Source organism: Stenotrophomonas sp. YJH_SMC_79, from assembly GCF_059367995.1.
In genome coordinates, this window is the sequence record NZ_JCAFRK010000001.1 from 149,691 (window position 1) to 163,560 (window position 13,870).

General features: G+C 66.9%; 15 protein-coding genes. 14 read left to right on the plus strand and 1 reads right to left on the minus strand.

Going from position 1 to position 13,870, the window contains the following annotated elements; translation table 11 throughout:
• Window positions 1–16: 16 nt before the first annotated feature.
• The gene (locus tag AC5P57_RS00745; RefSeq protein ID WP_099553834.1) at window positions 17–1,852 is read left to right on the plus strand and encodes a glycosyltransferase family 39 protein; all 1,836 of its coding nucleotides are present in this window, start codon (window positions 17–19) and stop codon (window positions 1,850–1,852) included.
• Window positions 1,853–1,949: 97 nt separating this feature from the next.
• Here the strand turns inward: AC5P57_RS00745 and AC5P57_RS00750 are convergent, their stop codons facing one another.
• On the minus strand, window positions 1,950–2,519 hold the full coding sequence (locus AC5P57_RS00750; protein ID WP_142807360.1) for a Maf family protein: 570 nt from the start codon (window positions 2,517–2,519) through the stop codon (window positions 1,950–1,952).
• A gap of 113 nt (window positions 2,520–2,632) precedes the next feature.
• Between AC5P57_RS00750 and AC5P57_RS00755 the strand changes: the two genes are divergently transcribed.
• The 13 genes from AC5P57_RS00755 to AC5P57_RS00815 all read left to right on the plus strand — a co-directional run bounded on the left by AC5P57_RS00755 (window position 2,633) and on the right by AC5P57_RS00815 (window position 13,821).
• The gene (locus tag AC5P57_RS00755; protein WP_012479287.1) at window positions 2,633–3,142 is read left to right on the plus strand and encodes a YceD family protein; all 510 of its coding nucleotides are present in this window, start codon (window positions 2,633–2,635) and stop codon (window positions 3,140–3,142) included.
• A 107-nt stretch (window positions 3,143–3,249) separates the two neighbouring features.
• On the plus strand, window positions 3,250–3,444 hold the full coding sequence (gene rpmF / locus AC5P57_RS00760) for a 50S ribosomal protein L32 (protein ID WP_004154640.1): 195 nt from the start codon (window positions 3,250–3,252) through the stop codon (window positions 3,442–3,444).
• Between the two features lie 91 nt (window positions 3,445–3,535).
• Window positions 3,536–4,513 (plus strand): beta-ketoacyl-ACP synthase III, encoded by a 978-nt coding sequence (locus tag AC5P57_RS00765; RefSeq protein ID WP_099553840.1) that lies wholly within the window; start codon window positions 3,536–3,538, stop codon window positions 4,511–4,513.
• Window positions 4,514–4,591: 78 nt separating this feature from the next.
• Entirely contained in the window at window positions 4,592–5,374 is a 783-nt protein-coding gene (locus tag AC5P57_RS00770; RefSeq protein WP_099553842.1) for a BUD32 family EKC/KEOPS complex subunit, read from the plus strand.
• A 160-nt stretch (window positions 5,375–5,534) separates the two neighbouring features.
• Window positions 5,535–6,479, plus strand: coding sequence for an ACP S-malonyltransferase (gene fabD / locus AC5P57_RS00775; RefSeq protein WP_262236002.1), 945 nt, complete (start codon window positions 5,535–5,537; stop codon window positions 6,477–6,479).
• A gap of 82 nt (window positions 6,480–6,561) precedes the next feature.
• A complete protein-coding gene (gene fabG / locus AC5P57_RS00780; RefSeq protein ID WP_005408312.1) occupies window positions 6,562–7,305 on the plus strand; it encodes a 3-oxoacyl-ACP reductase FabG in 744 nt (247 codons plus the stop codon).
• Window positions 7,306–7,457: 152 nt separating this feature from the next.
• Window positions 7,458–7,697 (plus strand): acyl carrier protein, encoded by a 240-nt coding sequence (gene acpP, locus AC5P57_RS00785; RefSeq protein WP_005408313.1) that lies wholly within the window; start codon window positions 7,458–7,460, stop codon window positions 7,695–7,697.
• 142 nt (window positions 7,698–7,839) lie between these two features.
• Window positions 7,840–9,102: a beta-ketoacyl-ACP synthase II gene (gene fabF / locus AC5P57_RS00790; RefSeq protein ID WP_099553849.1), complete on the plus strand. Its 1,263-nt coding sequence runs from the start codon at window positions 7,840–7,842 to the stop codon at window positions 9,100–9,102.
• 112 nt (window positions 9,103–9,214) lie between these two features.
• The gene (locus AC5P57_RS00795; protein WP_262236004.1) at window positions 9,215–10,579 is read left to right on the plus strand and encodes an aminodeoxychorismate synthase component I; all 1,365 of its coding nucleotides are present in this window, start codon (window positions 9,215–9,217) and stop codon (window positions 10,577–10,579) included.
• A gap of 215 nt (window positions 10,580–10,794) precedes the next feature.
• Entirely contained in the window at window positions 10,795–11,856 is a 1,062-nt protein-coding gene (gene mltG, locus AC5P57_RS00800) for an endolytic transglycosylase MltG (RefSeq protein ID WP_043033677.1), read from the plus strand.
• Window positions 11,853–12,518, plus strand: coding sequence for a dTMP kinase (gene tmk / locus AC5P57_RS00805; protein WP_043033676.1), 666 nt, complete (start codon window positions 11,853–11,855; stop codon window positions 12,516–12,518). The genes mltG and tmk overlap by 4 nt, the downstream gene beginning before the upstream one ends.
• Window positions 12,515–13,471, plus strand: coding sequence for a DNA polymerase III subunit delta' (locus tag AC5P57_RS00810; RefSeq protein WP_262236005.1), 957 nt, complete (start codon window positions 12,515–12,517; stop codon window positions 13,469–13,471). Before tmk ends, AC5P57_RS00810 begins: the two co-directional genes overlap by 4 nt.
• Window positions 13,468–13,821, plus strand: coding sequence for a PilZ domain-containing protein (locus AC5P57_RS00815; protein ID WP_004146965.1), 354 nt, complete (start codon window positions 13,468–13,470; stop codon window positions 13,819–13,821). The genes AC5P57_RS00810 and AC5P57_RS00815 overlap by 4 nt, the downstream gene beginning before the upstream one ends.
• The last annotated feature ends 49 nt before the right edge of the window (window positions 13,822–13,870 follow it).

Consider the following 13,870-nt stretch of genomic DNA (forward strand, 5'->3'; position numbering starts at 1 on the left):
GATTATCCATAGAGCAATGCAAGGCGAACAGCGCGCGCGGACAATATTTCTCTGGTTATGGACGCTGGTCACAGCGGCCAAGCTGGTGGTGGCTGCGCGCCTGCCACTGTTCGTTGACGAGGCGTTCTACTGGCAGGAAGGCCAGCACCTGGCCGCTGCGTATTCGGATCTCCCCGGACTGACCGCATGGCTGGCGCGCCTGGGTGTGGAGATCGGTGGCCACCATGTGCTCGCGTTGCGCCTCCCGTTCCTGGCCATCGGCGCGCTGCTGCCGTTGCTGGTGGTGCGCACGGCCACGCGCTGGTTCGGCAATGTGGCTGGTTGGCAGGCGGGCAGCCTCACGCTGTTGATGCCGTTGTCGGCGACGCTGGGCCTGCTGGCGGTGCCGGATGTGCCCATGGCGCTGGCCGCGGTGATCTGCCTGCACGCCGGTGCACGGCTGCTGCACAACGTTGATGCATCGTCGGCGATGAAGCTTGCGCTGGGTCTGTCGATCGGTGCGCTCAGTCACTATCGTTTCATCGGTGTCATCGGCGTTGGCTTCATCGCGCTGCTGGCGCTGCCGCAGGGGCGGCGCATGCTGGCCGATCCGCGCGTATGGGTCGCACTGGCGGTGGGCGTGCTGGCGTGGCTGCCGTTGCTGGCATGGAACGCGGACAACCACGACGCCGGCCTGAAGTTCCAGGTGGTCGAGCGCCATCCCTGGACGTTTGAATGGAACGGACTGTGGTTCCTGGTGATCCAGCCGATGCTGGTCACCCCGATCCTGTGCATGGCGATGTGGAAGGTGGCGCTGGCCGGTACCCGCAGGGGCGGCGGCACGCGCGTGCAGTGGCGCTACTTCGGCCTGGTCGGGGGCGTATCCACGCTGGGCATCTTCCTGCTGGGCTTCTTCACCGACGTCGAGCGGATCAGTTTCCATTGGCCGCTGCCGGGCTACCTGGCCCTGCTGGTGGCGGTGCCGGTGGTGCTCAACGGCTGGCCACGCTGGCTGCGGCGCACCGGCTGGTGGCTGGCCGGCGCAGGCATGGTGCTGGCGTTCGGTTATTACCTGATGGCCTCCACGCCTGCGTTGCGCGAGCAGCTGGCGGGCAGCAAGTACTACCCGCGCAATTTCGCTGGCTGGCAGCCGTTGGCGATGGCGGTGCGCGAAGAGTTGCAGCAGATGCCCGCGGGCACGCGGGTGCTGGCGGGGAACTTCAAGGTGGGGGCCGAACTGGGCTTCCAGCTCGGCAACGGCGATATCGAGGTGCTGCCGCATCCGCTCAACGACAAGCATGGGCGCACCGCGCAGCTGGCGCAGTGGGAACTGCTGCATGAGGGCAAGCGTTCGGCGCCGATGCTGCTGGTGCTTTCACCCAGCGATCAGCGTTACCGCGATCTGCTGGCGCGCTATCACGCCATCTGCGAGCAGGTGGGGCCGTTGCCGGCGCCGCGGGTGGTCAGCAGTGACCATGGGTTCCAGCGTTTCCTGCTGTTCCGGCTGCCGGCGCAGCGCGCACCGGGGGCGTGCGTGACTCCGGCAATGGCGTGGCTGGATACACCTTCCAACGGCGAAAAGGTGTCTGGCACGCTGGCCATCAAGGGATGGGCATTCAAGGATGGCGTCGGCCTGTCACGGGTTGAAGTGCTGGTCGATGGCCGCTCGATGGGGGATGCGCGCTATGGCCGCGCATTCGACGTGCGCCAGACCTGGCCGGACAGCACCGATCCGCAGCATCCGGCGGTGGGCTTCGATGCTTCATTGGACACCAGCACGCTGGCGCCGGGACGGCATTGGCTGGGCCTGCGCCTGCACGGCCGCGATGGCAGCGTGGAGGAATGGCAGGAGCAGCCGTTCGAGGTTCGTTGAGGCTTCTGCTTTTGTAGAGTCGAGCCATGCTCGACTGCTTCTGTACCAGGTGGCAGGGGGGCGGGAAAAGCAGTCGAGCATGGCTCGACTCTACAGTTCAGGGCACCGCGAACCCTGCCTGGCGCAGCAACCCGCACAGCGCGATCAGCGGCAGGCCGATCAGCGCGGTCGGGTCGCGGTTGTCGATCGCTTCGAACAGGCTGATGCCCAGGCCCTCGCACTTGAAGCTGCCGGCACAATCCAGCGGCTGTTCGGCGGCCACGTAGCGGGCGATCTCCTCCTGCCCCAGCGTGCGGAAACGGACTTCGGTCAGATCCACGGCGCTGAATGATTCTCCGCCCTGCGTGAGACTGATGGCAGTGTGGAAGCGTACCGTCTGCCCGGACATCGCCGCCAACTGCGCGCAGGCCGCCTTGGCCGTGCCCGGCTTGCCCAGCGGCCGCCCGTTCAGGTCCGCCACCTGGTCCGAGCCGATCACCCAGATGCCGGGGTAGCGGGCGGCGACCTCGGCCGCCTTGGCCGAGGCCAGGCGCGTCGCCAGGGCCAGCGGCGTCTCAGCGTTCAACGGGGTTTCATCCACGTCCGGGCGGGCGCAGTCGAAGGGCAGGCCCAGCCGCTGCAGCAACTCGCGGCGGTAGCGGGAGGTAGAGGCCAGGACCAGTGACATGCGACAATTCCGGGGCAGGGCACGGCAGTCTGGCCTGTGCGCAGCGCCAGCAGCAAGTCCTGTATGGCGGGCATTTGACAGCAGCCCCCCCGATCCTTAGTATTCAGCGGCTTATGTCCGCGAACGTGCCCGAATCGCTGGATGCTTGGCGGATGGTCGTAGCGCGAAGGCGCTTCGACGGCCAGGTCTCCCTGGCTGAATTGACCCGCCTGCAGGGGCTGGTCGCAGATACCGACGGCGAGTGTTCCTACTCGCTTGAATTCGGTCGCGACGAAGTCCTGCGGGTATCCTATGTGGAACTGACCATCGACACCGCGTTGCCGCTGACCTGTCAGCGCAGCATGCAGCGATTCCTGTTGCCGGTGAAGGTGACCCAGAGGCTTGGCCTGATCCGCGACGAGGACGAGGAATCGTCCCTGCCGGAGGAATACGAGGCGTTGCTGGTGCCGGAAGACGGCCAGCTGCGTCCGCTGGACCTGGTTGAAGACGAGTTGGTGCTGGCGGTGCCGGTGGTACCGCTGTCACCCGACGGCGAAGCAGTCGACAAGGACTGGGCGCCGAGCGAAGAAGAAACGAAGAAGGCCAACCCGTTCGCGGCGTTGGCGGCATTGAAGAAACAATAGCAGCCGGATTGTCGTCGGCGGCTGCGGCGAAAGCGAAAGTGTGCTGGGCGCTGGCGTCCTGCGCGACGATACGACGAAGCAAATCGAACCGAGTTTGGAGCAATCCCATGGCTGTGCAGAAATCCCGTGTCACCCCGTCCCGCCGCGGCATGCGTCGTGCCCATGACGCCCTGAGCGCCAAGCAGCTGTCGACCGACCCGACCACCGGCGAAGTGCACCTGCGTCACCACATCACTGCCGACGGTTTCTACCGCGGCAAGAAGGTCATCCAGACCAAGACCTCGGCCGTCGAAGAAGATTGATGTGCCGGGAAGGCCGCTGCCCCCGGGCAGCGGCCTTTGCCTTCTTTCCCGGGCGTGCCGGTGATCGGCGGCCCGCGCAACAGGAAACATGATGAGCAAGCGGATCTATTCGAGGATCGCGGGCACCGGTAGCTATTTGCCGGAAAAAGTCCTGACCAACGCCGACCTGGAAAAAATGGTCGAAACCTCGGATGAGTGGATCCAGTCGCGCACCGGAATTCGTGAACGGCACATCGCGGCCGAAGGCGAAACCACCAGCGACCTCGGCTACCAGGCCGCGTTGCGCGCACTTGAAGCGGCCGGTATCGACGCTTCGCAGCTCGACATGATCGTGGTTGGTACGACCACGCCTGACCTCATTTTCCCCTCCACCGCCTGCCTGATCCAGGCCAAGCTCGGTGTTGCGGGGTGCCCTGCCTTTGACGTCAACGCCGCCTGCTCGGGCTTCGTGTTCGCGTTGGGCGTGGCCGACAAGTTCATCCGTTCCGGCGACTGCAAGCATGTGCTGGTGATCGGCACCGAAACGCTGACCCGCATGGTCGACTGGAACGATCGCACCACCTGCGTGCTGTTCGGCGATGGCGCCGGCGCCGTCGTGCTCAAGGCCGACGAAGAAACCGGCATCCTCAGCACCCACCTGCATGCCGACGGCAGCAAGAAGGAACTGCTGTGGAACCCGGTGGGCGTCTCGACCGGCTTCAAGGACGGCGCCAACGGTGGTGGCACCATCAACATGAAGGGCAACGACGTGTTCAAGTACGCCGTCAAGGCGCTGGACTCGGTCGTGGACGAGACCCTGGCCGCCAATGGCCTGGACAAGTCCGACCTGGATTGGCTGATTCCGCACCAGGCCAACCTGCGCATCATCGAAGCCACCGCCAAGCGCCTGGACATGTCGATGGACCAGGTGGTGGTGACTGTCGACAAGCATGGCAACACCTCGTCCGGTTCGGTGCCGCTGGCGCTGGATGCCGCGGTGCGTTCAGGCCGCGTCGAGCGCGGCCAGCTGCTGCTGCTGGAAGCCTTCGGCGGCGGCTTCACGTGGGGTTCGGCCCTGCTGCGCTATTGATAGTGCAAGTTACGACAATGTGAAGCTTTGTCGTTACGGCCCCTCTGGGGCCGTAACGCGTTTATAGGAGTACCTGTCATGGTTGAGCCCATCGTCATCGAAGGGCAGCGCGCCTGGCTGAAGCAGTACGGCAAGGGAAGCCGCGCACTGGCCCTGGGCCTGCTCAATTTCGTTGCCCGCCGTTTCCATCTCGATGCCCTGCGCCCACCGCCGCACCGTGGTGGTGACGCCGCGCGCGAGACCGAAGCCCGTCGCCTTGGGGAACTGCAGGCGCAGGGCGTGAACGTGCCCGACGTGCTGGGCAGCGGCCATGCTGCACTGGTGATCGGCGACAACGGCAGCTCGTTCAATACCTGCCTGCGCCAGGCCGATGAGGCAGGCCGCGACCGGCTGGTGATGGCGGCGATGCAGGCCATCGCAGAGGCGCATGCGCGCGGCGCCTATTTCGGCCAGCCGTTGCCGCGCAACCTCACCTGGGATGGGCAGAAGGTGGGCTTCATCGACTTCGAGGAAGATCCGCTGGAAGTGATGGAGCTGTCCGAAGCGCAGGCCCGCGACTGGCTGATGTTCGGTTACGGCGTGGCCAAGTACTACGCCGACCGCCCCGAGCAGCTGCAGACGATGATGGCCGAGGCGATGGGCGATGCCCAGGCGCCGGTGCGCGAGCATGTGCATGCGGTCAGCGGCCGCCTGCGCAGCCTGGCCCGGGTGTGCATGAAACTGGGCCGTTCAGCGCGCGCGCTGGCCCATTCGATCTTCATCGCCCATGGCGCCAGCACGGCGGGCGTGCTGATGCTGGTGGGCCTGTGCGTGGATTTCCTCGCCGACGGCGACCTGGACGTGCTGCAGCTGTTCTGCTGATGGCTGGCAGGGGTCAGATCCCTTTTCCTGCGGAAAAGGGATCTGACCCCGTCGCGCTTGCCCGGCCGCGCTCCATACGCCTGCATACGCGCACGTACAGACGACACAGCGGATTCGCCCTTATCATGGCCCGCTTCGATTGCAACAAGCGGATGACCGCGTGACCGTATCCACCCTCGCTTTTGTCTTCCCCGGCCAGGGCTCGCAGTCTGTGGGCATGGTGGCCGAGCTGGCCGAACTGCACCCGCAGGTGCGTGAAGCCTTCACCGAGGCATCCGATGGTGCCGGCGTCGACCTGTGGGCGCTGTCCCAGGGTGGCCCGGAGGAAATGCTCAACCGTACCGAATACACCCAGCCGGCCCTGCTGGCCGCGAGCATCGGCGTGTGGCGCGCCTGGAACGCCGTGGGCGGTCCGCGCCCGTCGGTGCTGGCCGGCCACAGCCTGGGCGAATACACCGCGCTGGTTGCCGCTGACGCGCTGAGCCTGCATGACGGCGCGCACCTGGTGCGCCTGCGCGGCCAGCTGATGCAGGAAGCCGCACCGGCCGGTGTCGGCGCCATGGCCGCCGTGCTCGGTGCCGAAGACCAGCTGGTGCTGGACGTCTGCGCCGAAGCCGCAGGCAGCCAGGTGGTGGTGCCGGCCAACTTCAATTCGCCGGGCCAGATCGTGATCGGTGGCGACGCCGACGCCGTCGACCGTGCGCTGGCGCTGCTGGCCGAGAAGGGCGTGCGCAAGGCCGTCAAGCTGGCCGTGAGCGTGCCCTCGCACACCCCGCTGATGCGCGAAGCCGCCAACCGCCTCGCCGAAGTGATGGCTGGCCTGTCCTGGCAGGCGCCGCAGCTGCCGGTGGTGCAGAACGTCGATGCCAAGGTGCATGACGGTATCGACGCGATCCGTACCGCGCTGGTGCAGCAGCTGTACCAGCCGGTGCAGTGGACCGGTTGCGTGCAGGCGCTGGCCGGCCGTGGCATCACCCAGATCGCCGAGTGCGGCCCGGGCAAGGTTCTGACCGGTCTGGTCAAGCGCATCGACAAGGCCATCGACGGCCGTTCGCTGGCCACCCCGGGCGACTTCGAAGGCGCCCGCGAGGCATGGTCGGTCTGACTCCCCCTGTTCCTGCCGACCGTACCGGTGGCCGCTGCACGCGGCACGGGTGCGGCGGCCGCCCCAGCCTGAGGAAAACATCATGAGCAAGCCCCTGCAGGGTGAAATCGCACTGGTCACCGGTGCCAGCCGTGGCATTGGTGCCGCCATCGCCGATCTGCTGGCCGCCCAGGGCGCCACCGTCATCGGCACCGCCACCACCGAATCCGGTGCTGCCGCGATCGGCGAGCGCCTGGCCGCCCACGGCGGTCACGGCCGTGCACTGAACGTGACCGACGCTGCCGCGCTGGACAGCGTGCTGGACGGCATCGCCAAGGAGTTCGGCCCGATCTCGATCCTGGTCAACAATGCAGGCATCACCCGCGACAACCTGCTGATGCGCATGAAGGACGAGGACTGGGCGTCGATCATCGACACCAACCTGACCAGCGTGTTCCGCACCAGCAAGGCGGTGATGCGCGGCATGATGAAGGCGCGCAAGGGCCGCATCATCAACATCGCATCGGTGGTGGGCGTGACCGGCAATGCCGGCCAGGCCAACTACGCGGCCGCCAAGGCCGGCATCATCGGCTTCAGCAAGTCGCTGGCCAAGGAAATCGGTTCGCGCGGTGTCACCGTCAATGTGGTCGCTCCCGGCTTCATCGACACCGACATGACCAAGGCGTTGCCGGAAGAAGCGCGCACCGCGCTGATCAACGACATCGCCCTCGAACGCCTGGGTTCGCCGGAGGACATCGCCCATGCGGTGGCCTTCCTGGCCAGCCCGGCTGCCGGTTACATCACCGGCGAAACCCTCCATGTGAACGGTGGCATGTACATGCCGTAAGCAAGGGGCGCAGGGATTGCGCCGCAAGTGGTTGATCTGCTGAGGTTTTTGCTGCGATGCAAGGCCGCGCCGGTTTCCACTACACTATCCCACGGCCATCGCCTTTGATGGCGACCACTTTTGAACCACAACTCCATCTGGAGCGAGATCCCATGAGCACCATCGAAGAACGCGTCAAGAAAATCGTCGTCGAACAGCTTGGCGTCAAGGAAGAAGAAGTCACCAACAGCGCATCGTTCGTCGATGACCTGGGCGCTGACTCGCTGGACACCGTCGAGCTGGTGATGGCCCTGGAAGAAGAATTCGAGTGCGAGATCCCGGACGAAGAAGCCGAGAAGATCAGCACCGTGCAGGCCGCCATCGACTACGTCAAGGCCCACGTCAAGGCCTGATGTCAGACGGCAGTGCGCGTGCGGGTCATCCTCGCCGCGCACCGCACCCCATGGGGCCGCTGTTGCGGCCCCGTGTGTTTGAGCATCACATCGAAGCAAACCGAGTTGCCCGTAGAAACCATCCGGGTCAGGAGAAACAGCAATGAAGCGTCGCGTCGTCGTAACCGGCCTGGGTATCGTCTCGCCGTTGGGCAATGATCTGGCCAGCAGCTGGGAAGGCATCACCCACGGTCGTTCGGGCATCGGTCCGCTGACCAACGTTGCTGATGCCTACGTGGATCGGTTCACCACCAAGATTGCAGGTGAGGTCAAGGGATTTGACATCACCGCCGACAATGAACTGTTCGGCAGGTTCCGGGTCAGCGGCAAGGATGCCAAGAAGATGGACCCGTTCATCCATTACGGCCTCGGTGCCTCGTTCATGGCCCTGCACGATTCGGGCCTGGAGATCACCGACGCCAATGCCGAGCGCATCGGCGCCATCGTCGGCGCCGGCATCGGCGGCCTGCTCGGCATCGAAGAGCAGACCATCGAGTTCCACGAGGGCAAGAAGATCTCGCCCTTCTACGTGCCCAAGACCATCATCAACATGCTGCCGGGCCAGCTGAGCATCATCACCGGCCTGAAGGGCCCGTCGTTCTCGGCGGTGTCGGCGTGCGCGACCTCGAACCATTCGATCGGTACCGCGATGCGCATGATCCAGTACGGCGATGCCGACGTGATGGTGGTCGGTGGTGCCGAGCGTGGCTCGTCGCCGACCGCGCTGGGCGGCTTCTGCGCGATGAAGGCCATGAGCACCCGCAACGACGCCCCGGAACAGGCCTCGCGCCCGTGGGACAAGGACCGTGATGGCTTCGTGCTGGGCGACGGCGCCGGCATCCTGATCCTGGAAGAGTACGAGCACGCCAAGGCACGCGGCGCGAAGATCTACTGCGAACTGGCCGGCTTCGGTGCCAGCTCCGACGCGTACCACATGACCGCCCCGAGCGAGAACGGCGAAGGCGCCGCGCGCTGCATGGTCATGGCCATGAAGGACGCCGGCGTGACCCCGGAACAGGTGGGCTACCTCAACGCGCACGGCACCTCCACGCCGCTGGGCGACCTGGGCGAGACCATGGCGATGAAGACCGCCTTCGGCGACCACGCCTACAAGATGATGGTCAGCTCCACCAAGTCGATGACCGGCCACCTGCTGGGTGCCGCGGGCGGCGTGGAAGCGATCTTCTCGGTGATGGCGCTTCAGGACAACATCATTCCGCCGACCATCAACCTGCAGCAGCCGGGCGAAGGTTGCGACCTGGACTACGTGCCCAACGAAGCACGCCAGGCCAAGGTGGACGTGGTGATGTCCAATGGCTTCGGCTTCGGCGGCACCAACGGCACGCTGATCTTCAAGCGCGTCTGACCGGCATCGTCGCGACGCGACCCATCGGCAATCCGACAAACGGAACAATGCCGTGCACCACGGAGCCGCCGCAAGGCGGCTTCCGTGCATCTGAACCCCTGAACTGGCCGCCATGACCCACGCACCGCTGATCCACCCGCTGCCGCACCCGATCGATCTGCTGGCCCTGCAGCAGCACGACCCGGTGCGCTTCCCGCTGCTGATGGAATCCACTGCCTCGGGCACCGCCCAGGGCCGCTGGAGCCTGCTGCTGGCCGCGCAGGGCGATTGCCTGCGGCTGGATGCCGATGGCCAGGTGCGCGACCAGCACGACGTGGTGCACGCTGGCGGATTCCTGCAGGTGCTGGACCGCGCCTGGCAGCGCGAACGCCTGCCACATGACGGCAGCCACAGCCTGCCGTTCCGCGGCGGCTGGGCGTTGATGCTGGATTATGAAATGGCCAGCCAGATCGAACCGGTGCTGCCAGCGCGTGCTCGCGAGGACGGCCGCCCGACCGCGCTGGCGCTGCGCTGCCCCGCAGCGGTGCTGCATGACCATCAGAACGACGCCAGCTTCGTCATCGCCGAAGCAGGTGAGCAGGTATTGCTGGATGCTTTGGTCGCACTGGCCTCGGCGGCGTTGCCCGAGGCCGGGCAGGGCTGGCAGCCGCCGCAGTCGGTGGGCGAGGACGCGCCGCAGCGCTTCACCGACGGCGTGCGCCGGGTGATCGAGTACCTGCGTGCCGGCGACGTGTTCCAGGTGAACCTGTCGCGGCGCTGGAGCGCGCAGTTCGCTGCGCCGGTCAGCCCGCAGGCACTGTATGCACAGCTGCGTCGTGCCAACCCGGCGCCGTTTGCCGGCCTGTTCAGCGCGCAGGGCCGCCATGTGGTCAGTTCCTCACCGGAGCGGCTGGTGTCGGTGCATGCCGGTCATGCGCAGACGCGTCCGATCGCAGGTACGCGTCCGCGGTTTGAAGGTGATGACGATGCCGCGCGTATCCAGGAGCTGGTCGGTCACCCGAAGGAGCGTGCCGAGCACGTGATGCTGATCGACCTGGAGCGCAATGACCTGGGTCGCATCTGCCTGCCGGGCACCGTGGTGGTCGATGAGCTGATGACCGTGGAGAGCTACGCCCACGTGCACCACATCGTCAGCAATGTCAGCGGCCACCTGCGCCCGGAGGTCACGCCCGGTGAGGTGATCGCCGCCACGTTCCCGGGCGGCACCATCACCGGCTGCCCGAAGGTGCGCTGCATGCAGATCATCAGCGAGCTGGAGCAGGTGCCGCGCGGTGCCTATACCGGCGCCTTCGGCTGGCTGAACCGCGATGGCGACCTGGACCTGAACATCCTGATCCGCACCGCCGAAGTGGATGGCCACGAGGTCAGCTTCCGCACCGGCGCAGGCATCGTGGTGGACTCGGACCCGGACAAGGAACTGGACGAGACCCGCGCCAAGGCGCGCGGCCTGCTGCGCGCGCTGGGCCAGCAGGGGTGACGCGGCCGGTTCGGCTTCGGTGGGTGCCGACCTTGGTCGGCACGGATGCCGCCATGGCCGTTCATCCACGCATGGCGTGGATCTACTGATCGCCGCGCCAGGCATGGATTGTGGTGGGTGCCGACCGTTGGTCGGCACGGGTGTGCGGCCCCGGTCATGACCCCAATCCACCGGCACGGTATCCTGCACGACGGAATCGAGTTCAGAGGTAGTCCATGGCGGGAGCCAAGCGCGGGTGTCTGTTCGTGGTAACGCTGGTGGTGGTGCTGGCCGCCGTCGTGGCCGGCGCGGGCGCGTGGTTCTTCTACCAGCAGACCCGGTTCGCCGATGCCCCGATCACCCCGTCCGCCGAGAGCGTGGTCATCGCCAGTGGCGATGGCATGAACAGCGTGCTGCGCAAGCTGCGCGATGCGGGCGTGGACGAGGGCCAGGACACCCAGTGGCAGCTGCTGGCGCGCCAGCTTGATGCCGCCGGCAAGCTGAAGGTGGGCGAGTACGCGCTCAGTGGCGACCTGACCCCGCGCGAGCTGCTGCTGCGCATGCGTGCCGGCAAGGTGCTGCAGCACCGCGTCACCATCGTGGAGGGTTGGAACATCCGCCAGCTGCGTGCCGCGCTCAAGCGCGCCGAGCCGCTGCTGCACACCACCGACACGCTCGATGACGCCGCGCTGATGCAGCGCCTCGGCTTCGGTGGCCAGCATCCGGAAGGCCGCTTCCTGCCGGAAACCTACGTCTACCAGCGCGGCGACAGCGACCTGGACGTGCTCAAGCGGGCCCATGGCGCGATGGAAAAGGCGCTGGACGAGGCCTGGGAAAGCCGTGCGCCGGACCTGCCGATCAACACGCCCTACGAACTGCTGACGATGGCCTCGATCATCGAGAAGGAAACCGCGCTGGCCAGCGAGCGCCCGCAGATTGCCGGCGTATTCATGCGCCGCCTGAAGATCGGCATGCGCCTGCAGACCGACCCGACCGTGATTTACGGCATCGGTGCCGCGTATGACGGCAACATCCGCCGCCGCGACCTGACCACCGATACGCCCTACAACACCTACACCCGTGCGGGCCTGACCCCGACGCCAATCGCCATGCCCAGCCGCGATGCGCTGATGGCCGCCGCGCAGCCGGCACCGGGCGACGCACTGTATTTCGTCGCCGTGGGCGATGGCAGTGGCGCGCACGTGTTCTCGCCCAGCCTGGACCAGCACAACGCCGCAGTCGCCCGCTACCTGCAGCAGCTGCGCCAGCAACGTACCAAGGAGACCCCGGCGCAATGAGTCCCGCGCTGCTTCGCCACCCGCGTTTCGTCAGCCTGGAAGGCGGCGAGGGCGCGGGCAAGACCACCGCCATCAACGCCATCCGTGACTGCCTGCGCAGCCACGGTCATGAGGTGGTACTGACCCGCGAGCCAGGCGGTACGCCGCTGGCCGAGCGCATCCGCGGCCTGGTGCTGAAGCCTGATGCCGAGATCGCCGCCGAACCGCTCAGTGCCGAGGCCGAACTGCTGCTGGTGTTCGCTGCGCGCGCGCAGCATGTGCGCCAGGTGATCCAGCCGGCCCTGCAGCGCGGCGCCTACGTGCTGAGTGATCGCTTCACCGATTCCAGTTACGCCTACCAGGGCGGTGGCCGCGGGCTCGATCCGCAGTGGATTGCCGATCTGGAGCGCCGCGCGGTGGGCCTGTTGCCGGGCCTGACCTTGCTGCTGGATGTGGACGTGGCGGTGGGCCGCGCGCGCGCCAACGGCCGTGACCTGTGGCCGGACCGCATCGAAAGCGAGCAGGACGATTTCTTCCAGCGCGTGCGCGAAGTATTCCGCGGCCGTGCGCAGCAGGACCCGCAGCGTTTTGCGTTGATTGATGCGGGCCAGGAGCAGGCGCGCGTGGCCGCTGATGTGGTCGCGCATGTCGAGCGCTGGCTGCAGGACGGGGAGGGCGCATGAGCACGTTCTCGCCATGGCAGCAGCGCGCGTTCGACCAGACCGTGGCCGCGCTCGATGCCGGTCGCCTCGGCCATGGCCTGCTGATCTGCGGGCCGGCCGGGCTGGGCAAGCGTGAGGTGGCGCTGGCATTGGCCGACCACGTGCTGGCCCGCGGCGATGCCGCGCATGCCACGCGCACGCGCCAGCTGATCGCTGCGGGTACCCATCCGGACCTGCAGCTGGTCAGCTTCATACCGAACAAGAGCGGCGACAAGCTTCGCACCGAGATCGTCATCGAGCAGGTGCGTGAGATCACCGACAAGCTGGCGCTGACCCCGCAGTACGGCGTGGCACAGGTGGTGATCGTCGACCCGGCCGATGCCATCAACCGCTCGGCCGCCAACGCGCTGCTGAAGACCCTGGAAGAGCCGCAGCCAGGCCGCTACCTGTGGCTGATCAGCAGCGACCCGGCGCGCCTGCCGCAGACCATCCGCAGCCGCTGCCAGCGCCTGGAATTCAAGTTGCCGCCGCAGCACGAAGCGATGGCGTGGCTGCAGCAGCAGGGCCACAGTGAAGCATCGGCGCGCGAAGCGCTGGACGCCGCGCGCGGCCACCCCGGCCAGGCCGACAACTGGCTGCGCGAAGACGGCCTGAGCCTGCGCCGTGAAGTAGGCCGTGAGCTGGAGCAGCTGGCCGCCGGCAAGACCGGCGCGGTGGAGCTGGCGCAGAAGTGGTGCGGCGATGACAACGCGGCGCTGCGCCTGCGCTTTGCCGCCGACCTGGCGCTGGCCCAGGCCAGCACCGATGCCTTGACCACGCCGGAGCGATTGCACAAGCTTGCAGCCTGGTTCGATGCGGCCAACCGCACCCGCGACCTGCTGCGCACCACGGTGCGTGCAGACCTTGCGGTGGTTGAGTTGCTGCTGGCCTGGAACAAGGTGAACGAGCGGCCTGCCGCAAGGGGAAATCGATGAGTGCCAGCAACGCCCGCCAGGGCATCCTGTCCCTGGCCGTGAAGGACAAGGCCGCGCTGTACAGCGCGTACATGCCGTTCGTGAAGAACGGCGGCATCTTCGTGCCCACACCCAAGCGTTACTTCCTGGGCGACGAAGTGTTCCTGCTGCTGACCCTGCCCGATTCCAGCGAGCGCCTGCCGGTGGCCGGCAAGGTGATCTGGGTGACCCCGGCCGGCGCGCAGGGTAACCGCACCGCCGGCATCGGCGTGCAGCTGGCCGACGGTGCAGAAGGCGAGGGCGTACGCCACAAGATCGAGACCCTGCTGGCTGGCCTGACCAGTTCTGACAAGCCGACCCATACGATGTAACAGGGCGCGGATTGCCGCCCCCCGGTAGCGCCGGGCCATGCCCGGCGGC

Excerpts from the sequence above, each read along its gene's own strand:
- AC5P57_RS00745 (WP_099553834.1), top strand. The coding sequence starts at position 17 with ATGCAAGGCGAACAGCGCGCGCGGACAATATTTCTCTGGTTATGGACG.
- AC5P57_RS00750 (WP_142807360.1), bottom strand. The coding sequence starts at position 2,519 with ATGTCACTGGTCCTGGCCTCTACCTCCCGCTACCGCCGCGAGTTGCTG.
- AC5P57_RS00755 (WP_012479287.1), top strand. The coding sequence starts at position 2,633 with ATGTCCGCGAACGTGCCCGAATCGCTGGATGCTTGGCGGATGGTCGTA.
- rpmF (WP_004154640.1), top strand. The coding sequence starts at position 3,250 with ATGGCTGTGCAGAAATCCCGTGTCACCCCGTCCCGCCGCGGCATGCGT.
- AC5P57_RS00765 (WP_099553840.1), top strand. The coding sequence starts at position 3,536 with ATGAGCAAGCGGATCTATTCGAGGATCGCGGGCACCGGTAGCTATTTG.
- AC5P57_RS00770 (WP_099553842.1), top strand. The coding sequence starts at position 4,592 with ATGGTTGAGCCCATCGTCATCGAAGGGCAGCGCGCCTGGCTGAAGCAG.
- fabG (WP_005408312.1), top strand. The coding sequence starts at position 6,562 with ATGAGCAAGCCCCTGCAGGGTGAAATCGCACTGGTCACCGGTGCCAGC.
- acpP (WP_005408313.1), top strand. The coding sequence starts at position 7,458 with ATGAGCACCATCGAAGAACGCGTCAAGAAAATCGTCGTCGAACAGCTT.
- fabF (WP_099553849.1), top strand. The coding sequence starts at position 7,840 with ATGAAGCGTCGCGTCGTCGTAACCGGCCTGGGTATCGTCTCGCCGTTG.
- AC5P57_RS00795 (WP_262236004.1), top strand. The coding sequence starts at position 9,215 with ATGACCCACGCACCGCTGATCCACCCGCTGCCGCACCCGATCGATCTG.
- mltG (WP_043033677.1), top strand. The coding sequence starts at position 10,795 with ATGGCGGGAGCCAAGCGCGGGTGTCTGTTCGTGGTAACGCTGGTGGTG.
- tmk (WP_043033676.1), top strand. The coding sequence starts at position 11,853 with ATGAGTCCCGCGCTGCTTCGCCACCCGCGTTTCGTCAGCCTGGAAGGC.
- AC5P57_RS00810 (WP_262236005.1), top strand. The coding sequence starts at position 12,515 with ATGAGCACGTTCTCGCCATGGCAGCAGCGCGCGTTCGACCAGACCGTG.
- AC5P57_RS00815 (WP_004146965.1), top strand. The coding sequence starts at position 13,468 with ATGAGTGCCAGCAACGCCCGCCAGGGCATCCTGTCCCTGGCCGTGAAG.